Origin of the sequence: Neisseria sp. KEM232 (genome assembly GCF_002237445.1) — a bacterium.
Classification (GTDB): domain Bacteria; phylum Pseudomonadota; class Gammaproteobacteria; order Burkholderiales; family Neisseriaceae; genus Neisseria.
Genome location: NZ_CP022527.1, coordinates 1,329,479 through 1,348,073, shown reverse-complemented (window position 1 = coordinate 1,348,073; position 18,595 = coordinate 1,329,479). Strand labels below are relative to the sequence as shown.

Genomic DNA, 18,595 nt, shown 5'->3' with positions numbered 1-18,595 from the left:
GTAAAGCAAAAGGCCGTCTGAAACTTTTCAGACGGCCTTCATACGGCACAAAAGCGCTTCTAACGCCGCCAATAATAAGCGCGCGGCGGCGGCGCGGGACGGTAGCGGCGCGGCGGCGGATAAGCGTCTTCATAATAACCGTAGCCGCCAATACTGCGGCTCTCGACAGTATCCGGCGGGCTGTTGCTGAAACGGATGGTGTTTTGGCCGAACCTGATCGACTGCCCGCTGCCGCTGTCGTCGCGGAAATACGGACGCGGCGGCGGAGGCGGCGGATAAGGCATATAGCGCCCGCGCCCGTAGGGCTCGTGGATGATGATAACCGGCGGCTCGCTCTTCTCGCCGCTGATCAGATAATCGACCGCCCCCGCACCCGAAGACACAAACAGCGCGGCGGTCAAAACCAACATTTTTTTCATCGCTTTTCTCCTGCGTAAAACGGCGGATGCCTGCCGCATTATGCACCCGTCCCGCGTTAAATGCCGATATTCCCAAAGCACGGCAAGCCTGCTATCCTTACACACCCAAACAATTCTTAACCCTTAACCGGAGGACAAACCATGAGCAACATTCCCGCCGAACTCAGATATGTCGACAGCCACGAATGGCTGCGCCGCGAAGAAGACGGCACCGTCACCGTCGGCATTACCTTCCACGCGCAGGAACTTTTGGGCGACATCGTGTTCGTCGAGCTGCCCGAAACCGGCGCGAAACTCGCCGCCGGCGACCAGGCCGGCGTCGTCGAATCCGTCAAAGCCGCCTCCGACGTATACGTCCCGATTGCCGGCGAAATCATCGAAGTGAACGAAGCCCTCGCCTCCGCTCCCGAAACCGCCAACAGCGATCCCTACGGCGCAGGCTGGTTCTTCAAAATCCAACCCGACAACCCCGCCGACTACAACGCCCTGCTCACTGCAGAGCAATACGCCGAACTGGCAGGCTGACACCGCCCCTTTCAGACGGCCTGCATCCTGTTGCAGGCCGTCTGAAAACATCTTTGCCGCACACCGGAAACAGTCCTTCCCAAGCCTCCGCTCAACACGGCAGACAAACGCCGCAAAACCCGCCGTTTCCCAACATTTCGCTGGACTTTCCGCCGCATTTTGGTAAAAATGCGCGCCTATTTCCGCCTTGCGGGGCGCATTTTCCCGCCCCGCCCGCGCCGCAAAACACCCACTCTGCAACCGCACTTCGCGGCGGCACAACATTTTCGCAAGGAAAACACGAATGGACTTACGCAAACTCAAAAAGCTGATTGATCTGGTGGAAGAATCCGGCATCGCCGAAATCGAAGTTACCGAAGGCGAAGAAAAAGTACGCATCACCCGTTCCACCGTGGCGCAAACCGTTTACGCACCCGCCCCCGTCCAAGCAGCACCCGCCGCACCAGCCCCCGCGGCAGCAGCAGTGCCTGCCGCACCCGCAGCCCCTGCCGCGCGCGACTTGTCCGCCGCGCAGAAATCGCCGATGGTCGGTACCTTCTACCGCGCCGCCAGCCCCACCAGCGCCCCCTTCGTCGAAGTCGGCCAAAGCGTCAAAGCGGGCGACACCCTCTGCATCATCGAAGCCATGAAGCTGATGAACGAAATCGAAGCCGAAAAATCCGGCACAATCAAAGAAATCCTCGTCGAAAACGGCACACCCGTCGAATACGGCGAACCGCTCTTCATCATCGAATAAGCCGCTTTCAGACGGCCTCCGAACATACGGAGGCCGTCTGAAAACCTTTTCCCCACCCTCCGAACGCAAGGAAAACCATGCGCCTGCTCCTCGCCATCTTCCTGCCCTGGCTACAGTTTTTCACCATCGGCCGCCCGATTGCGGGCATCGTCTGCCTGATCCTGCAACTGACCGTCATCGGCTGGGTGCCCGCCGCCCTGTGGTCTGTGTACGCACTGAGCCAGTACAAAACCGACCAAAAAATCCGCGAAACACTCGGCCGCTGAGGCCGTCTGAACACGCAGCGCCGGCCAAACCGCAAGCGGCACGCCGCCGCGCCACACAGGAAAAGTCATCATGCTGAAAAAAGTCTTAATCGCCAACCGGGGCGAAATCGCCCTGCGCGTTTTGCGCGCCTGCCGCGAAATGGGCATTGCCACCGTCGCCGTCCACTCCGAAGCCGACCGCGACAGCCTGCACGTCAAGCTGGCCGACGAATCCGTCTGCATCGGCCCCGCCCCCTCGCCGCAAAGCTACCTGCACATCCCCGCCATCATCGCCGCTGCCGAAGTCACCGGCGCCGACGCCATCCACCCCGGCTACGGCTTTCTCGCCGAAAACGCCAGCTTCGCCCAACAAGTCGAAGAGTCCGGCTTCGTCTTCATCGGCCCTCGTCCCGACACCATCCGCCTGATGGGCGACAAAGTGTCCGCCAAACAGGCCATGCTCGAAGCAGGCGTGCCCTGCGTGCCCGGTTCCGACGGCGCCCTGCCCGACAATCCCGACGAAATCCTGAAAATTGCCGACAAAGTCGGCTACCCCGTGATTATCAAAGCCTCCGGCGGCGGCGGCGGACGCGGCATGCGCGTGGTCGAGAAAAAAGAAGACCTCATCAAATCTGTGGAAATGACCAAAGCCGAAGCGGGCGCCGCCTTCGGCAACCCCATGGTCTACATGGAACGCTACCTGCAACGCCCGCGCCACGTCGAAATCCAAGTTCTCGCCGACGAACACGGCAACGCCATCTATCTGGGCGAGCGCGACTGCTCCATGCAGCGCAGACACCAGAAAGTCATCGAAGAAGCCCCCGCCCCCGGCATCACCGCCAAAGAGCGCGAAAAAATCGGCAAAGCCTGCGTCGAAGCCTGTAAACGCATCGGCTATCGCGGCGCGGGCACATTCGAATTCCTCTACGAAGACGGCGAGTTTTTCTTCATCGAAATGAACACCCGCGTCCAAGTCGAACACCCCGTAACCGAACTCATCTCCGGCGTGGACATCGTGCAGGAGCAGCTGCGCGTGGCCGCAGGCGAAAAACTGCAATACAAGCAGAAAGACATCGTCCTCGACGGCCACGCCTTCGAGTGCCGCATAAACGCCGAAGACCCGTACAACTTCATCCCCAGCCCGGGTCTGATCGAAAGCTGCCACCTGCCCGGCGGCTTCGGCATCCGCGTCGACAGCCACATCTACCAGGGCTACCGCATCCCGCCGAACTACGACAGCCTGATCGGAAAAATCTGCGTGCACGGCAAAACCCGCGAACAGGCGATGGCGAAAATGCGCGTCGCGCTGGCCGAGCTGGCCGTTACCGGCATCAAAACCAACACCCCGCTGCACCGCGACCTCTTTACCGACCCCGGCTTTGCCGAAGGCGGCGTCAGCATCCACTATCTGGAACGCTGGCTGGAAGAGCGCAAAGAGCGTCTGGCGCAGGAAAAACAGTAGGATAAGGCCGTCTGAAAGCAAAGCTTCAACGAAGTTAAAAACCGTTTTCAGACGGCCTTGATTGTTTTCAGACGGCCTCAAACCTGCATCTGCGACGCCTGAGGCCGTCTGAAAACGCCCACGGCCGAAAACGCCGTAGATTTTCCATTTTGCTTCACTATACAATGCCCGACGCCCCCGCACGGGCGCCCCACCCCAACGCACTTCAAAGGAGATACCATGTTCTCGAAAAGCCTCACCATCGAAAAATACGACCCCGAACTGGCCGCTGCCATCGCCGCCGAAAACCAACGCCAGCAAGACCATGTCGAGCTGATTGCCTCGGAAAACTACGTCAGCCCCGCCGTGATGGAAGCGCAGGGCAGCCAGCTCACCAACAAATACGCCGAAGGCTATCCCGGCAAACGCTATTACGGCGGCTGCGAACATGTGGACGTGGCCGAGCAGCTGGCCATCGACCGCGTAAAAAAACTCTTCGGCGCGGCCTATGCCAACGTGCAGCCGCATTCCGGCTCGCAGGCAAACCAGGCCGTGTACACTTCCGTGCTCAAACCGGGCGACACCATCTTGGGCATGAGCCTGGCGCACGGCGGCCACCTGACCCACGGCGCGAGCGTCAATATCTCCGGCAAGCTCTATAACGTGGTTGCCTACGGTTTGAACAAAGACGAGATTTTGGATTACGACGAAGTCGAACGCCTCGCGCTTGAGCACAAGCCGAAAATGATAGTCGCCGGCGCATCGGCCTACGCGCTGGAAATCGACTGGGCGCGCTTCCGCCAGATTGCCGACAAAGTGGGCGCATATCTGTTTGTCGATATGGCGCACTACGCCGGCCTGATTGCCGCCGGCGAGTATCCCAGCCCCGTGCCCTATGCCGATTTTGTTACCACCACCACCCACAAAACCCTGCGCGGCCCGCGCGGCGGCGTGATTCTCTGCCGCGACACCACCCACGAAAAAGCCCTCAACTCGGCAATTTTCCCCAGCCTGCAAGGCGGCCCGCTGATGCATGTGATTGCCGCCAAAGCCGTGGCCTTTAAAGAAGCGCTGCAACCCGAGTTCAAAACCTACGCCAAACAGGTGAAAGCCAACGCGCAGGCAATGGCCGAAGAGCTGGTCAAACGCGGCCTGCGTATCGTTACCGGCCGCACCGAAAGCCATTTGTTCCTCGTTGATTTGCGCCCGAAAAACATCACCGGCAAAGCCGCCGAAGAAGCCTTGGGCAAAGCGCACATTACGATTAACAAAAACGCCATCCCCAACGACCCGGAAAAACCGTTTGTAACCAGCGGCATCCGCGTCGGCACTTCGGCGATTACCACGCGCGGCTTCGATGAAGCCGATGCCCGCAAACTCGCCAATCTGGTGGCCGACGTGCTGGATAATCCCAACGACGAATCCAATCTCGCGCACGTGGCCGAACAGGTCAAAGCGCTGTGCGATAAAAATCCGGTGTACGGCGCGTAAACCGCCGCGCATCTTCGGATTGTTATTCGGCTAAGGAAACAACAATGAGTTACGACTTGATGGTATTCGACCCCGCCGCCGCCCCGCGCGAACGCGAGGAGTTTATGCAATGGTATGACGCGCAAACAGAATGGGCGGAAGATCACGAGTACGACGATCCCGCCGTTACCACGCCCGCCTTGCGCGCCTGGTTTTTGGAAATGATCGAAACCTTCCCCGCCATGAACGGCCTTTATGGCGGCGACGAAGACGATGACGACTATTTCGACAATCCCCACGTCAGCGACTACTGTATCGGAAAATCGGTGATTTATACCGCCTTTGCCTGGTCGGTGGCCGACGAAGCCTATGAAACCGTGTGTACATTGGCCGCCAAACACGGCGTGGGCTTTTTCGATGTCAGCAGCGACGATGCAGAAATCCGTTTTCCCAACTAAACCTACCGCAGCGGATAAGCGCGAAAGGCCGTCTGAAACCCTTTTTCAGACGGCCTCAAACCTTGTCCCGCATCCCTATTGAAGAAAACCCATGGCCAAACAGCAAGACGCCTTTTCCCGCCTGATAAACGCCCTGAAAGTGCTGCCCAACGTCGGCCCAAAATCCGCCCAGCGCATCGCCTACCACCTCTTGCAACACGACCGCAAAGGCGCGGCGGAACTCGCCCGCACCCTCGACAACGCCCTGCTGCAAGTCCGCCACTGCGCCCGCTGCAACACCTTCTGCGAAGGCGAAACCTGCGACATCTGCGCCGACCCCGCGCGCGACGGGCGGCGGCTGATGATCGTCCACATGCCCGCCGACGTCTCCGGCATGGAAGCCGCCCGCTGCCACGACGGCCTCTATTTCGTGCTGATGGGACAGGTCAGCCCGGCGCAGGGCATGGATTTGAGCCATATCGCCATCGACAAACTGGTGACGCGGCTGCAAGAGAGCGATGTGGAGGAAATCATCATCGCCACCAACTTCACCGCCGAAGGCGACGCCACAGCCTATGTTCTGGCCGAGCTGCTGAAAAACCTGCCCTACAAAATCAGCCGCCTCTCGCGCGGCATGCCGCTGGGCGCGGAGCTGGAATACATCGACGCGGGCACGCTGGCGCAGGCCGTGTACGAACGCAGGATGTTGAAAGAGTAAGCGCCCTGCCCTACCCGACACAAAGGCCGTCTGAAAACCCAAAACAGGTTTTCAGACGGCCTTTCGGTTTGAAAACTGCCAGCTGCCTAAACAAGCGCTTTACAGCACGGCCAGCGCAGCGTCGTAATCGGGTTCGTCGCCGATTTCGCCGACCAGTTGGACGTGCAGCACTTTGTCGGCTTCGTCGAGCACCACAACGGTGCGGGCAGTGAGGCCGCGCAGCGGGCTGTCGACGAGGGCAACACCGTAGTCTTGCGCGAAGCTGCTGCGGAAGCTTGAGAGCGTAACAACTTTGTCCAAACCTTCCGCGCCGCAGAAGCGGGCTTGGGCAAAAGGCAAATCGGCGGAGATGCACAGCACGACGGCGTTATCCAGCGAGGAAGCGCGTTGGTTGAACTTGCGTACCGATTGGGCGCACACGCCGGTGTCGACGCTGGGAAAAATGTTCAGCACTTTGCGCTTGCCGGCAAAATCGGCGGGCGTTTTGTCGGACAAATCGGCGGCGGCCAATGAAAACGCGGGTGCGGTTTGGCCGACGGCGGGCAGCGTGCCGTTGACTTGTACGGGGTTGCCGTGGAAGGTGACTTGGGACATGGTAAATCCTTTCTTTCGGTTGCGTGGAAACGGGCGGCGGCTGCCGCCCGCGTGAAGGATAGGACGTTTGACCCGCCCTGCCAAGAGGCCGTCTGAAAAGCGCGCGGCGTTTTCAGACGGCCTCTTAAAACCTGTTCATAACATCAGCGGATGATGCCGCGTGTGGAGGCGGCGAAAAAGTCTTTGAATACGGCCAGTTCGGGCTGCGTTTCGGCGCGTTTGAGGATGTCGGCTTTGGCCTCTTCAAACGGGATGCCGCGGTGGTAGATGGTTTTGTACACGTCTTTGACGGTGGCAATCTGCTCGGCACTAAAGCCGTTGCGGCGCATTCCTTCGCTGTTGATGCCCGCCGGTTCGGCACGGTAGCCTGCGGCCATGAAGTAGGGCGGTACGTCTTTGTGCACGCCTGCGGCGAAGGCGGTCATGGCGTAGTCGCCGATGTGGCAGAACTGGAAAACCAGTGTGTAGCCGCCGAGGATGACGTAGTCGCCGATGGTAACGTGTCCGGCCAGGCTGGCGTTGTTGGCGAAGATGGTGTGGTTGCCGATGACGCAGTCGTGGGCGAGGTGGCAGTAGGCCATAATCCAGTTGTCGTCGCCGATGCGGGTTTCGCCGATGCCGGTGACGGTGCCGAGGTTGAAGGTAGTGAATTCGCGGATGGTGTTGCCGTTGCCGATAATCAGGCGGGTGGGCTCGCCGGCGTATTTTTTGTCCTGCGGGATTTCGCCGAGGCTGGCAAATTGGAAGATGCGGTTGTTTTCGCCGATGGTGGTGTGGCCGTTAATCACGGCGTGCGGGCCGATTTCGGTGTTGGCGCCGATTTGCACGTCGGGGCCGATAACGGTGTATGCACCGACTTTGACGCTGGAATCCAGTTCGGCTTTGGGGTCGATAACGGCGGTGGGGTGGATGAGGGTCATGGTTTTCCTTTCGTGCCCGTTTGTTCGCTGGCGGCCTGTCCGACGGTTTTCAGACGGCCTCCTAGGGCGTGTTGACAATCAACTTTTGAAGCGGATTTTGCGGCATAAAACGGCAGATGCAAGGCGAAAATGCGAGCCTATGCCGCCCATAGGCGAGTATTTTCAACGCGGCAGATGCCGCTTTAGGACGGAAAAGCCGCCAAAATGTTGATTGTCAACACGCCCTAGGGGCTGTTGGCAATCAGCCCCAGGCCGTCTGAAAACGCCGCATCAACCTTTTTCGACGACGCGCTGGGCGCACATGATGGTGGCCTCGCAGGCCAGTTCGCCGTTTACTTTGGCGGTGGCGTTGAATTTGCCGATGCCGCGGCGGTGGGCGAGCAGTTCGACTTCGAAGTCGAGGCGGTCGCCCGGGATGACCTGGCGTTTGAAGCGCACGTTGTCGAGTCCGGCAAACAGGGTGATTTCGTTTTCGCGGCGTTTGGTGCTGCCCTGGCTCAACACGGCCAGCACGCCGCAGGCCTGCGCCATGGCTTCGACGATCAGCACGCCCGGCATTACGGGCGATTCGGGGAAGTGGCCTTGGAAAAACTGCTCGTTGAAGGTGACGTTTTTAAACGCACTCAGGGTTTTGCCGGGCTCGGCGGCGGTAACGCGGTCGAGCAGCATGAAGGGGAAGCGGTGCGGTAGGATTTCCTGGATTTCGCGGGCTTCGATGGGGAATTTGATGTCCATTGCGTGATTGTCCTTGTGGTTGGGTCATGCCGTCTGAAAACGGTTTTTCACTTCCTTGAAACTTCGTTTTCAGACGGCCTTTTGTTATCTGCTTATCTGCCGTTTTTCAGTTCGGCCAGTTCTTTTTCAAGCTGTCTGATCCGTTTGTCCGTTTCGCTCAAACGGCGCACGTGCACGGCGTTGCGCGCCCATTCTTTATAAGAAGACATGGGGAAGATGCCCGCAACGTGGGTGCCGCTTTCGCTGATGCTGTGGGTAACCGACGTGCCGCCGCCGATGGTGGTTTTGTCGGCGATTTCGATGTGGCCGACCGTGCCGACACCGCCGCCGATGATGCAGAAATCGCCGACGGTTACACTGCCGGAAATACCGGTTTTGGCGGCGATAACGGTGTGGCTGCCGATGCGGCAGTTGTGGCCGATTTGCACTTGGTTGTCGATTTTGGAACCGCGTCCGACGGTAGTGTCGCTCATCGCGCCGCGGTCGATATTGGTGTTTGAGCCGATTTCGACATCGTCGCCGAGCGTAACCGCGCCGGTTTGCGGGATTTTGAACCACGAATCGCCTGCAAAGGCGAGGCCGAAGCCGTCTGCGCCAATGACTGCGCCGCTGTGGATTTCCACGCGCTTGCCTAACGTGCAGCCGTGGTAAACCACGGCGTTGGGGTGGATAACGGTTTCGTCGCCCAGCGTGCAACCTTGTTCGACTACCGCGCCGGCGAGAATGCGGCAGCCTTCGCCGAGTACGGTGTTTGCACCGATGTAGGCGTGCGCGCCGATTTCGCAGCTTGCGGGTACGGTGGCGGTCGGCTCAATCACGGCGGTGGGGTGCACGCCGCTCTGTGCTTTGACGATCGGCGAAAACAGCCGTGCCACTTTGGCGAAATAGAGATAGGGATCGGCGGCGACAATCAGGTTGCGGCCGGTAAATTCGTCGGCGGCTTTGGGCGAAACGATGACCGCGCCCGCGCCGCTGGCGTGTACGTCGGCCTTGTATTTGGGGTTGGCGAGAAAGCTGATGTGCGCCGCGCCTGCTTCGGCGAGCGGGCGCACGGCGGACACGGCGATGTCGCTGCCGCGCCATTCGCCGCCGAGTTCGGCGGCGATTTGGGAAAGGGTATAGGTTTTTTCTGTCATGGCCTTATCGGAACAGGTTGCACGGCAGGCCGTCTGAAACGGGAAACCGCAAACAATCGGATGCGTTTTCACTTCGTTGAAGTTTCGTTTTCAGACGGCCTTTTCGTGGAATTTACCAAAACGGCGCGGGGCGTTTGGGTGTGCAGAAATGCACGTCTTGCGCGCGGAAACAGGTGTAGCGGGCGCGGCGGCCATCCTGCTTCAAGGGTTTGAAGGTGCGGCTGCGGTAATACACTTCGAGGCTGCCGCCTTCGTATGCGCTCTGCCAGCGCCCGTTTGCGGCATCATAATCGGCGGTGAAGGTGTATTGCCTGCCGCCGATTTCGTAGCTGACGGAATGTGTGTCGGACAGGTTCGGACGCGGGGCGGATGTGACCGCTTGTGCGCGGCAGAGGAAAAAAGGCAGGCCAATGCTGCCGATGCTTTTTTCATCATATATAAATCCGGTTCGGGTACAGCGGGAAAACGTTTCAGACGGCCTCGATACGGCAGGCCGTCTGAAAAACCCGCAGCACGGGTTTAGCTGCTTTAACGGTTCATCTCGCGGATGACTTTGTCGGTGATGTCGAATTTGGCATCGATGAAGATAACGTCGTGCAGTATCAGGTCGTAACCTTCTTTTTTCGCCAAATCGATCATCACGCGGTCGGCATTGCGTTGCAGGGCGGCAAACTCTTCGTTGCGGCGCAGGTCGTAGTCTTCGGCCAGCTGCTGCTGTGCGGTACGCAGGTCGCGGCTGCGGCGCTCGCTTTCGGCGTTTTTGCCGGAGGCGGCGTTTTTGCGCAGCCATTCTGCGGTTTCCTGCTGCATTTTTTCCAACTGCTGCTGGCGCGGCGCAAATTCGGCTTCCAGTTTCTGCTGGATGTTTTGCGCCTGTTTCGACTCACGGTAGACGCGCTCGACGTCGATGAAACCAAGTTTCTGCACGCCGCCTGCCGCAACCGGTGCGGCCAAAGCCGCTGCCGCGGCAAAGGCGGCCGCCCACATTCTGATCCGTGTTTTTCCGCTGGTCATGCTGTTTCCTGTACCGGCCTTAGAACGTGGTGCCCAGCTGGAATTGGAAGCGCTGGATTTCGTCGGTCGGTTTTTTCTTGATCGGGTAGGCATAGCTGAACTTCATCGGGCCGAGCGGCGAAATCCACGTTACTGCCGCACCGGCAGAGTAGCGCAGCTCTTCTTTGAAGCTGGATTTGTGGCTGCTGCCTATGCCGTAAACATTCTGCAGCTTTCTTCCGCCCAAAAGATCGCTGCTCGAATCGGTGTAGGTTTTGCCGTCCCACACGCTACCGGCGTCGGCAAACAGGCTCAGGCGGACGCTGCGGCTGTCTTTGATACCGGGGAAGGGGAACAGCAGCTCGGCCGTGCCGGAGAGCATTTTGTTGCCGCCGTAGCTGATTTTGTCGCCGTCTACGTCGTAGACTTTCGGGCCGAGCGTGCCGCTTTCGTAGCCGCGCACCGAGCCGAGGCCGCCGCCGTAGAAGTTTTGGAAGAAGGGGAGGTCTTTGGTTTTGCCGTAGCCGTCGGCCGTGCCCAGCGATCCGCCGAGCATCAGGGTGAAGTTTTTGCTTAGCGGGAAGAACCATTTTTGGTTGTGCGTTAAGCTGTAATACTGCAAATCGCCGCCCGGCAGGCCGCCTTCCAAATTGGCATCGATCATGTAGCCGCGTGTCGGCCACAGGGCGCTGTCGGTTTTGTTGCGTCCCCAACCGACGCTGCCTTTAACCGTCCAGCCTTTGTATTTGCCGATGCCGCCGGTTTGGTTTTTGGCGTATTTTTCAATGAATTCGCGGTAGCGTTTCGGTGCGCCGGCAAAGGTTTCCACCTGCATGTGTTCCGCGCCGAGGCCGAAGTTGACGCGGTCGTATTCGGTTACCGGCACGCCCATGCGGATGCCCGCGCCGATTGTGGAGGTTTTGTAGCGGCTGTTGCTGGTGGTGGAGGAAGAGGATTTGCGCGGGTCGTAGGTTTTGCCGTAGAGGTCGTAGCCCAGACTCACGCCGTCGGGGGTGAAGTAGGGGTCGGTGAACGACAAAGAGGCGTTGTTGGTGGTTTTGCTGCGCGAAACGCGGGCGGAAACGGATTTGCCCGTGCCGAACAGGTTGTCCTGCGCCACGCCGAAGGCCATCACAAGACCGGTGTCCTGCACCCAGCCCGCGCTCAAATCGAGCGAGCCGGTGGCGCGTTCGTTGACGCTCATGTCCACATCCACCTGGTCGGGTGTGCCCTCCACGGGTTTGGCTTCGAATTTCACATCGTCGAAGTAGCCCAAAAGCTCGACGCGTTCTTTCGAGCGTTGCAGCTTGGAGACGTCATACGGAGCGGCTTCCATCTGGCGCAATTCGCGGCGCACCACTTCGTCGCGGGTTTTGTTGTTGCCCGAAATGTTGATTTTGTTCACATAGACTTTGCGGTTCGGCTCAATCTGCAACACAAAATCGACGACGCCTGTTTCGCGGTTCGGCTGCGGCACGACGTTGACTTCGCTGAACGCATAACCGGCCGTTCCCATTGACTGCTGGATTTTTTCCAGGCTTTCCAACATCTGCGAACGCTCGTACCAGCGGCCTTCCTTCATTTTCAGATGGCCGTACAGCTCTTCTTTCGGCACTTCGCGGGTGTCGCCTTCGATAGTCACTTTGCCCCAGCGGTAGCGCTGTCCTTCGGACACGGTGATTTTCATCGTTTGGTGTTTCTGGTCGGGCGACATCTGTACGTCGGTATCGACGATGCGGAAATCGAAATAGCCGTTGTTTTGATAGAAATCGGTAACGCGCTCCATGTCCTGCGAGAATTTGTCGGAATTGAAGCGGTTGCTTTTGGTCAGCCAGGTAAACAGACCGCCTTCGCTCAGGGACATCTGGCGGCGCAGGCGTCGGTCGGAATAGCGCTCGTTGCCTTCAAATTCAATGTCGCTGATGGTGGTGGTTTTGCCCTCGTCGATTTTCAGCTCCACCGCCACGCGGTTGCGTGCCAGGCGGGTAACCGTGGGGGTGATTTCCACCGAATATTTGCCCTGTTTCTTATACTCATCTTTCAAACCGGCCACGGCTTCGTTCAGACGGCCTTGGTTAAACGGTTTGGACTGCCCCAAGCCGAAGGCGTCGAGGTTTTTCTTGATGGCGTCGTTTTGGATCAGCTTGCCGCCGCTGACTTCGAAGCTGCCGATAATCGGGCGCTCGACCACGGTCAGCAAAAGCTGGTTGCCCATACTTTCCACGCGCACGTCGTCAAAGAGGCCGGTGGCATAGAGGCTGCTGATAATCTGCTCGCCCTGCCCGTCGCGGAAGGTGTCGCCCACTTTAACCGGCAGATAGGTGAACACGGCGGACGGCTCGGCGTGCTGCAGGCCCTCCACGCGGATGTCCTGAATGGTAAAGTCGGCCAGGGCAAACGGGGAAAGTCCCAGCATCATCAGGGTCAGGGTCAGTTTTTTCAGTTTCATACGTTATCCAAACAAACGGGTAATATCATTAAAAAAAGCCAAAATCATCAGCATCATCATCAGCGCCAGACCGACGCGCAGTCCGGCCGTCTGAATGCTTTCGGAAAGCGGTTTGCCGCGCAGCCATTCGATGCTGTAAAAAACCAGATGCCCGCCGTCCAACACGGGAACGGGCAGCAGATTCATCACGCCGAGGCTGACGCTCACCAAGGCGAGAAATTCGACATAGGGCTGCCAGCCCATCGAGGCGGACTTGCCCGCCACATCGGCGATGGTCAGCGGGCCGGAAACGTGTTGCAGCGAAGCCTGCCCGCCCAAAAGGCGGCCGAAAAACTTCAAAGTCAGCGTAACGTAGCCCGTGGTTTTGCGCCAGGCCATGCCGAAGGCTTCGGCAACGGACGGATAATAGCGGAAGCGGACTGCTTTGTCCCATACTTTATCGGTGGCCGCACCCAATCCGACCCTGCCGGACAAGACGCCGCCCTGCATTTCCGAGTCGGGGCGGATGAAGGTTTGCAGCGTTTTTCCGTCGCGCAGATAGGTCAGTTGTAACTTCTGCCCCGCGCTGCGGCGCACCAGATCGACCCACTCCTGCCAGTCGCCCAGCGCCTTGCCGTCGGCCGCCAACAGCGTATCGCCCGCCTTCAAACCGGCCTTCTCCGCCGCACTACCCGGCACAACCACGCTGACGGTTTTCGTCAGTTTGTAAGGCATCAGACCGATATAGCCGCCGCGTTTGGCCACGTCGGCCGCTTCCTGCGTGCCTGCGGCATCGATGGTGCGCACGATGTTGCGCCCCTGCTCCGTCGTCACGGCCACATCGACTTTTCCCGCCTCCAAATCCAAAACAATGCCGGTTTGTGCGTCACCCCAGTTGGCAACGGGCACGCCGTTGACGGCGGTGATTTTATCGCCTGCGGCAAAACCCGCTTTGGCGGCGATGCTGTACGGTTCGACCGTGCCGACAAAAGGTTTCAGCTCGCTGATGCCGAAAGAAAAACTCAAACCGTAAAGCAGCACGGCCAAAGCCAGGTTGGTGAGCGGGCCGGCGGCCACGACGGCGATTTTCTTGGCGGGATGCTGTTTGTCGAAAGCATAGGGCAGATCGGCCTCGGCCACGTTGCCCTCGCGGGTGTCGACCATTTTCACATAGCCGCCCAGCGGTATCGGCGCGAAACACCATTCGATATTGCGCCAGCGTTTGGTAAAAAACGGTTTGCCGAAGCCGACGGAGAAACGCAGCACTTTGATGCCGCACCAGCGTGCCACCAGCAGATGGCCGAGTTCGTGCAGGCTGACCAATATCAGAATGGCAACGATGAATGAAACCAGGGTGAGCAATCTTTTTTCCTTTTAATATGTCCGTTGTACCGCCGTGTTTTTGTTTTTCAGACAGCCATTGCGGTTTCGACGCCGCAGAGGCCGTCTGAAAAAGCTTGGGCGCGGCGACGTGTTTCTCCGTCGAGCGCGAGCAGGTCTTCCACACTTGAAAGGCCGTCTGAAAAACCTTTGTCCAAACAATGCGCGACGGTGCGGGCGATGTCGGTGAAACGGATTTTGCCGTCTAAAAAGGCGGCGACGGCGGCTTCGTTGGCGGCGTTGAGTACGCACGGCGCACTGCCGCCCGCGTGCATAGCCTCGTAGGCGAGTTTCAGGCAGGGGAAGCGTTGGAAGTCAGGCCGTCTGAACGTGAGCGCGGACAGGCTGTCGAAATCGAGTGTGCCCACGCCCGATTCGATGCGTTCGGGCAGGCCGAGGCAGTAGGCAATCGGCGTCCGCATATCTGGATTGCCCAGCTGCGCCAGCACCGAGCCGTCGCGGTAGCGCACCATGCTGTGAATCACGGATTGCGGGTGGATGACGACTTCGAGTTTTTCGGGCGGGCAGGCAAACAGCCAGTGCGCCTCAATCAGCTCCAGGCCTTTGTTCATCATGGTGGCTGAATCGACAGAAATTTTGCGCCCCATGCTCCAATTGGGATGCTTCACGGCCTCTGCGGGCGTGATACGCTCGAGCGCGGCCAAATCAGTATCAAGAAAGGGGCCGCCCGAAGCGGTGAGCACGATGGAGGCGATGCCGTGTTCGTTCAGACGGCCTGTGTAGTCGCGCGGCAAAACTTGGAACACGGCGTTGTGTTCGCTGTCGACGGGCAGCACGGTTGCGCCGCCTGCTTTGGCGGTGTCCATAAACAATGCGCCGGCTACGACCAGCGTTTCTTTGTTGGCCAGATAAATGGTTTTACCCGCGCGGGCAGCGGCCAGAGCGGAAGGTAGTCCGGCCGCGCCGACGATGGCACACATCACGCCGTGTACTTGGTTGGCGGATGCAATGTCAATCAGGGCTTGCGTGCCGTGTAACACTTGGGTTTTGACACCGGCTTCGCGCAACAGGTTTGCCAGACGCGCGGCGTGTTCCGCATCGGCGGCAACGGCGTATTCGGGTTGGAAGCGGCGGCATTGCGCGGCCAGCTTTTCCACCTGCGTATGTCCGGCCAGCGCAAAAACGGAAAAACGATCGGGATGGCGCGCAACCACATCGAGCGTGCTCTCGCCGATGCTGCCGGTGCTGCCGAGAATGGTGAGATTTTGGATGGACATGGATTTGTGTGTTTCCAATTAGGCCGTGCGAAGCGGCATTGTCGTTTTATTGTTGCTGCGGAAATTTTCAGACGGCCTTTGCGGATAAAGGCCGTCTGAAAGGTTTGCCGTCAGTCGATTGCGTATTCGATGGTGACAACAAGGCGGACTTGTTTGCCGACGGTGGATTTGTCGTAAGTGCCGCCATAGTCGTCGTCGCTGCTGCTGCCGCTGTCGGAATAAATGTTGAACGAGCCCTGCGAAGCCGAGCGCATGGCACCGACTTTGCCGCCGCCGGTTTTGGCAAACTCTACGGCACGTTTTTGCGCGTCTTCAGTGGCTTGGGTAATCAAGTCGCGTTTGATGGTTTCGAGGTTGCCGAGCAGGTATTGCGGGTTGTCGAATTCGATGAATTCGTTTTTCGCCCGCAGGTTGCGGATGGCGGTTTGCGCGGCTTGGATTTTGTCGAGTTTTTTGGTGTTGACGGTAATGGAGAGGCTGCCGTCGTAGCCGTTGGGTTTGCGCTCGACCACTTCACCGTCGCTGTTGCGGATTTCCTGATAGACGCGTTCGACCAAGGGCAGGCCGATTTGCATTTCGGATTCTTCAAAACCCTGTTTTCTCAAAAAATCTTCCAGCTTTTTGCGCTCCGATGCCAGAGCGTCCAACACGTCCTGATAGCTGTCGCCGTGCAGCGCAACGCCGCTGCGCCAGGTGGCGCTGTCGGATTGGAAGTTTTTTTCGGCCAGGCCTTTGACGGTAATCGTGCCGGGCTGGCGGAAGTTTTTAAACTGGATGCCGAGTATGAAGGCAGCGGCCATCAGGCCGGCGGCAAGCAGTGCGCCCAACAGGGGTAGCGAAGATTGGCGGTGGGTATCCGTCATAAAACACTCCTTTCAGACGGCCTCAATACAGCGAAACAAAGGCGGCATATACGCTCAATACGGCAATCAGGCTGTCGGTGCGATCGAATACGCCGCCGTGGCCGGGCAGCAGATTGCTGCTGTCTTTAATGCCCGCCGCGCGTTTGAGCAGGCTTTCGAGCAGGTCGCCGCATACGCTGACAGCGGCCAGCACCGCACCTGCCGCCATGGTGGCAGGCCACGAGGCGTCAAAGCCGAGCCAGCCCGCCGCGCGGACGGCGCTCAGGTAAAGCAGCACCGCCAGCAGACCGCCAGCCACACCTTCCCAGCTTTTTCCAGGGCTGATGGCGGGCGCGAGCTTGCGTCTGCCGAAAGCCTTGCCGGAAAAATAAGCGCCGATGTCGGCCACCCACACCAAACCCATCACCGACAGCAGCGGCAGCACGCTTGCGCCGTCTGGGCGCAGGGTCACGAGAGCGAACCAAAACGGCATCATCAGCATCCAGCCTGCCGCATAGGCACGCCAGCCGCCCGCGAGTTTCCATTTGTGTTTCAGCCACAGGGGCATCACGGCCAGCCAGAACACCAGCACGGCAAACCAGCCCACGGCGGGCAGCGCCCAGCCGCCTGCAACCGCTAACAACATAAACACCGCGCTTGCCAGCAGATAGGGCGCGCGGTCTTTGCCGTTTATACCCGCCATGCGGGCGTATTCCCACAGGGCAAGCAGGGCGATCAGCGCGGAAAACGCCGCCCACAGGATATCCGAAGCCCAAAACAGCATGCCCAACATGATGGGCAGCAGAATCAGGGCGGTGATGATGCGTTGTTTCAACATATCGGGTTAATTTCTCTGCTGATCCTGCGGCAGCTGCTCGGACGTGCGTCCGAAGCGGCGCTCGCGGCTTTGGAAGGAGGCTATAGCCGTCTGAAAAGCCTGTTTGTCAAAATCGGGCCACAGCGTGTCGGTGAAATAAAGTTCGGCATAGGCCATCTGCCACAAAAGGAAATTGCTGATGCGCATTTCACCGCCGGTGCGGATGAACAGATCGGGCTCGGGCGCATCGCCCAGCATCAGCTCGGCATTGAGGTCGGCCTCCGCAATTTCCTGTTTGCCTGCGGCCAGCAGGCGGTTGGCGGCTTGGAGGATGTCCCAGCGGCCGCCGTAGTCGGCGGCGATGGTGAGCGTAAGGCCGGTATTGTCCTTTGTGAGGTTTTCGGCGGCCTCGATGCCGACGATGATTTCGGCATTAAAGCGGCTGCGGTCGCCGATCACTTTGAGGCGCATATTGTGTTCGTGCATACGCCGAACCTGCTTTTGCAGCGCCTGTAAAAACAGCCCCATCAGAAAGCCGACTTCCTCTTGCGGACGGCGCCAGTTTTCGGTGGAAAAGGCGAAAACGGTCAGGTATTCCACACCCGCCGTCGAGCATTCGGCACACAGATTTTCCAGGGCGTCCAAACCTTTTTTGTGCCCCATCACGCGGGGCAGGAAACGTTTCTTCGCCCAGCGGCCGTTGCCGTCCATAATCACGGCGATGTGGCGGGGAACGCTGCGGTGTTCCGGTATGGCCTGTGTGCTGCTTTTCACGGGAAATCCTTGTCGTACGCGGGATGGGCGGCTTTCAGACGGCCTTTACACGGCCATCAGGTCTTCTTCTTTGGCGGCAAGGATTTTGTCGGCCTCGGCGATGTATTTGTCGGTGAGCTTTTGCACCGCCTCTTCGCCGCGACGTGCTTCGTCTTCGGAGATTTCTTTGTCTTTCAGTAGCTTTTTGATGTGGTCGTTGGCATCGCGGCGCACGTTGCGGATGGAAACGCGGCCTTCTTCGGCTTCGCCGCGCACGACTTTAATCAAATCCTTGCGGCGCTCTTCGGTGAGCATGGGCATGGGCACGCGGATAAGGTCGCCCACAGAGGCGGGATTCAAGCCCAGATTGGAATCGCGGATGGCCTTTTCGATTTTGGCGGCCATATTGCTTTCAAAAGGCTTCACGCCGATGGTGCGCGCATCCAGAAGGGTGACGTTGCCGACCTGGCTCACGGGCACCATGCTGCCCCAGTATTCCACTTCCACTTGTTCAAGCAGGCCGGTATGGGCGCGGCCGGTACGCACTTTGGCGAGGTTTTCCTTCAATACTTCCAGCGAGCGCTGCATTTTGCTTTCGGCTGTCTTCTGAATATCGCTAATCATCTTGTTCTCTTTAACTTTACGGCTGAAAAATGAAAGGCGGGATACTACCTTGCTTTTCCATGTCGGGCAAGTAAGGACAACCCGCTCCCGCCATCACAAAAGGCCGTCTGAAAACGGCGTTTCAGACGGCCTTTGCGGCTTTCA

21 protein-coding genes are annotated in these 18,595 nt (G+C 59.0%); 7 read left to right on the top strand and 14 right to left on the bottom strand.

From position 1 onward, the window contains the following. Positions 1 to 59: 59 nt before the first annotated feature. The gene (locus tag CGZ77_RS06705; protein WP_036495741.1) at positions 60 to 419 is read right to left on the bottom strand and encodes a hypothetical protein; all 360 of its coding nucleotides are present in this window, start codon (positions 417 to 419) and stop codon (positions 60 to 62) included. Between the two features lie 141 nt (positions 420 to 560). Here CGZ77_RS06705 and gcvH point away from each other — a divergent pair, with 141 nt between their 5' ends. The 7 genes from gcvH to recR all read left to right on the top strand — a co-directional run bounded on the left by gcvH (position 561) and on the right by recR (position 5,991). After that, on the top strand, positions 561 to 944 hold the full coding sequence (gene gcvH / locus CGZ77_RS06700) for a glycine cleavage system protein GcvH (protein ID WP_009425618.1): 384 nt from the start codon (positions 561 to 563) through the stop codon (positions 942 to 944). A gap of 283 nt (positions 945 to 1,227) precedes the next feature. Next, positions 1,228 to 1,680: an acetyl-CoA carboxylase biotin carboxyl carrier protein gene (gene accB / locus CGZ77_RS06695; RefSeq protein ID WP_009425619.1), complete on the top strand. Its 453-nt coding sequence runs from the start codon at positions 1,228 to 1,230 to the stop codon at positions 1,678 to 1,680. Positions 1,681 to 1,757: 77 nt separating this feature from the next. Then, positions 1,758 to 1,946: a YqaE/Pmp3 family membrane protein gene (locus CGZ77_RS06690; RefSeq protein ID WP_009425620.1), complete on the top strand. Its 189-nt coding sequence runs from the start codon at positions 1,758 to 1,760 to the stop codon at positions 1,944 to 1,946. A 70-nt stretch (positions 1,947 to 2,016) separates the two neighbouring features. Beyond that, a complete protein-coding gene (gene accC, locus CGZ77_RS06685; RefSeq protein WP_009425621.1) occupies positions 2,017 to 3,387 on the top strand; it encodes an acetyl-CoA carboxylase biotin carboxylase subunit in 1,371 nt (456 codons plus the stop codon). A 219-nt stretch (positions 3,388 to 3,606) separates the two neighbouring features. Continuing rightward, positions 3,607 to 4,857, top strand: coding sequence for a serine hydroxymethyltransferase (glyA, locus tag CGZ77_RS06680; protein ID WP_036495745.1), 1,251 nt, complete (start codon positions 3,607 to 3,609; stop codon positions 4,855 to 4,857). A 44-nt stretch (positions 4,858 to 4,901) separates the two neighbouring features. Continuing rightward, on the top strand, positions 4,902 to 5,294 hold the full coding sequence (locus tag CGZ77_RS06675; protein WP_009425623.1) for a hypothetical protein: 393 nt from the start codon (positions 4,902 to 4,904) through the stop codon (positions 5,292 to 5,294). A gap of 91 nt (positions 5,295 to 5,385) precedes the next feature. Then, positions 5,386 to 5,991: a recombination mediator RecR gene (gene recR / locus CGZ77_RS06670; protein ID WP_036495754.1), complete on the top strand. Its 606-nt coding sequence runs from the start codon at positions 5,386 to 5,388 to the stop codon at positions 5,989 to 5,991. Positions 5,992 to 6,090: 99 nt separating this feature from the next. Here recR and tpx read toward each other — a convergent pair whose 3' ends face one another. The 13 genes from tpx to frr form a co-directional block, all read right to left on the bottom strand. Next, complete coding sequence (gene tpx, locus CGZ77_RS06665; protein ID WP_009425626.1) at positions 6,091 to 6,585, bottom strand: thiol peroxidase; 495 nt, start codon at positions 6,583 to 6,585, stop codon at positions 6,091 to 6,093. Positions 6,586 to 6,728: 143 nt separating this feature from the next. After that, entirely contained in the window at positions 6,729 to 7,505 is a 777-nt protein-coding gene (lpxA, locus tag CGZ77_RS06660) for an acyl-ACP--UDP-N-acetylglucosamine O-acyltransferase (protein ID WP_009425627.1), read from the bottom strand. 270 nt (positions 7,506 to 7,775) lie between these two features. Then, positions 7,776 to 8,240, bottom strand: coding sequence for a 3-hydroxyacyl-ACP dehydratase FabZ (fabZ, locus tag CGZ77_RS06650; RefSeq protein WP_009425629.1), 465 nt, complete (start codon positions 8,238 to 8,240; stop codon positions 7,776 to 7,778). 92 nt (positions 8,241 to 8,332) lie between these two features. Beyond that, positions 8,333 to 9,376, bottom strand: coding sequence for a UDP-3-O-(3-hydroxymyristoyl)glucosamine N-acyltransferase (gene lpxD / locus CGZ77_RS06645; protein WP_009425630.1), 1,044 nt, complete (start codon positions 9,374 to 9,376; stop codon positions 8,333 to 8,335). Between the two features lie 112 nt (positions 9,377 to 9,488). Further along, positions 9,489 to 9,611 carry a hypothetical protein gene (locus CGZ77_RS12625; RefSeq protein ID WP_255351466.1) on the bottom strand — a complete coding sequence of 41 codons (123 nt, stop codon included), beginning with the start codon at positions 9,609 to 9,611 and terminating at the stop codon, positions 9,489 to 9,491. 293 nt (positions 9,612 to 9,904) lie between these two features. Then, a complete protein-coding gene (locus CGZ77_RS06640) occupies positions 9,905 to 10,390 on the bottom strand; it encodes an OmpH family outer membrane protein (RefSeq protein ID WP_009425632.1) in 486 nt (161 codons plus the stop codon). 19 nt (positions 10,391 to 10,409) lie between these two features. Next, positions 10,410 to 12,818, bottom strand: a complete 2,409-nt coding sequence (gene bamA, locus CGZ77_RS06635; RefSeq protein WP_009425633.1) for an outer membrane protein assembly factor BamA — start codon at positions 12,816 to 12,818, stop codon at positions 10,410 to 10,412. 3 nt (positions 12,819 to 12,821) lie between these two features. Beyond that, positions 12,822 to 14,159 carry an RIP metalloprotease RseP gene (rseP, locus tag CGZ77_RS06630; RefSeq protein ID WP_094031049.1) on the bottom strand — a complete coding sequence of 446 codons (1,338 nt, stop codon included), beginning with the start codon at positions 14,157 to 14,159 and terminating at the stop codon, positions 12,822 to 12,824. 47 nt (positions 14,160 to 14,206) lie between these two features. Next, on the bottom strand, positions 14,207 to 15,415 hold the full coding sequence (ispC, locus tag CGZ77_RS06625) for a 1-deoxy-D-xylulose-5-phosphate reductoisomerase (RefSeq protein ID WP_009425635.1): 1,209 nt from the start codon (positions 15,413 to 15,415) through the stop codon (positions 14,207 to 14,209). Positions 15,416 to 15,525: 110 nt separating this feature from the next. Continuing rightward, entirely contained in the window at positions 15,526 to 16,278 is a 753-nt protein-coding gene (locus CGZ77_RS06620; protein ID WP_009425636.1) for an SIMPL domain-containing protein, read from the bottom strand. A 22-nt stretch (positions 16,279 to 16,300) separates the two neighbouring features. Continuing rightward, on the bottom strand, positions 16,301 to 17,095 hold the full coding sequence (locus CGZ77_RS06615) for a phosphatidate cytidylyltransferase (protein WP_009425637.1): 795 nt from the start codon (positions 17,093 to 17,095) through the stop codon (positions 16,301 to 16,303). 6 nt (positions 17,096 to 17,101) lie between these two features. Then, positions 17,102 to 17,848, bottom strand: coding sequence for an isoprenyl transferase (locus tag CGZ77_RS06610; protein WP_094031048.1), 747 nt, complete (start codon positions 17,846 to 17,848; stop codon positions 17,102 to 17,104). Positions 17,849 to 17,893: 45 nt separating this feature from the next. Continuing rightward, positions 17,894 to 18,451 carry a ribosome recycling factor gene (frr, locus tag CGZ77_RS06605; RefSeq protein WP_009425639.1) on the bottom strand — a complete coding sequence of 186 codons (558 nt, stop codon included), beginning with the start codon at positions 18,449 to 18,451 and terminating at the stop codon, positions 17,894 to 17,896. Between the last annotated feature and the right edge of the window lie 144 nt (positions 18,452 to 18,595).

Excerpts from the sequence above, each read along its gene's own strand:
- accC (WP_009425621.1), top strand. The coding sequence starts at position 2,017 with ATGCTGAAAAAAGTCTTAATCGCCAACCGGGGCGAAATCGCCCTGCGC.
- ispC (WP_009425635.1), bottom strand. The coding sequence starts at position 15,415 with ATGTCCATCCAAAATCTCACCATTCTCGGCAGCACCGGCAGCATCGGC.
- accB (WP_009425619.1), top strand. The coding sequence starts at position 1,228 with ATGGACTTACGCAAACTCAAAAAGCTGATTGATCTGGTGGAAGAATCC.
- bamA (WP_009425633.1), bottom strand. The coding sequence starts at position 12,818 with ATGAAACTGAAAAAACTGACCCTGACCCTGATGATGCTGGGACTTTCC.
- CGZ77_RS06620 (WP_009425636.1), bottom strand. The coding sequence starts at position 16,278 with ATGACGGATACCCACCGCCAATCTTCGCTACCCCTGTTGGGCGCACTG.
- gcvH (WP_009425618.1), top strand. The coding sequence starts at position 561 with ATGAGCAACATTCCCGCCGAACTCAGATATGTCGACAGCCACGAATGG.
- fabZ (WP_009425629.1), bottom strand. The coding sequence starts at position 8,240 with ATGGACATCAAATTCCCCATCGAAGCCCGCGAAATCCAGGAAATCCTA.
- frr (WP_009425639.1), bottom strand. The coding sequence starts at position 18,451 with ATGATTAGCGATATTCAGAAGACAGCCGAAAGCAAAATGCAGCGCTCG.
- recR (WP_036495754.1), top strand. The coding sequence starts at position 5,386 with ATGGCCAAACAGCAAGACGCCTTTTCCCGCCTGATAAACGCCCTGAAA.
- lpxA (WP_009425627.1), bottom strand. The coding sequence starts at position 7,505 with ATGACCCTCATCCACCCCACCGCCGTTATCGACCCCAAAGCCGAACTG.
- tpx (WP_009425626.1), bottom strand. The coding sequence starts at position 6,585 with ATGTCCCAAGTCACCTTCCACGGCAACCCCGTACAAGTCAACGGCACG.
- CGZ77_RS06675 (WP_009425623.1), top strand. The coding sequence starts at position 4,902 with ATGAGTTACGACTTGATGGTATTCGACCCCGCCGCCGCCCCGCGCGAA.
- glyA (WP_036495745.1), top strand. The coding sequence starts at position 3,607 with ATGTTCTCGAAAAGCCTCACCATCGAAAAATACGACCCCGAACTGGCC.
- CGZ77_RS06705 (WP_036495741.1), bottom strand. The coding sequence starts at position 419 with ATGAAAAAAATGTTGGTTTTGACCGCCGCGCTGTTTGTGTCTTCGGGT.
- lpxD (WP_009425630.1), bottom strand. The coding sequence starts at position 9,376 with ATGACAGAAAAAACCTATACCCTTTCCCAAATCGCCGCCGAACTCGGC.
- CGZ77_RS06615 (WP_009425637.1), bottom strand. The coding sequence starts at position 17,095 with ATGTTGAAACAACGCATCATCACCGCCCTGATTCTGCTGCCCATCATG.
- CGZ77_RS06640 (WP_009425632.1), bottom strand. The coding sequence starts at position 10,390 with ATGACCAGCGGAAAAACACGGATCAGAATGTGGGCGGCCGCCTTTGCC.
- CGZ77_RS06690 (WP_009425620.1), top strand. The coding sequence starts at position 1,758 with ATGCGCCTGCTCCTCGCCATCTTCCTGCCCTGGCTACAGTTTTTCACC.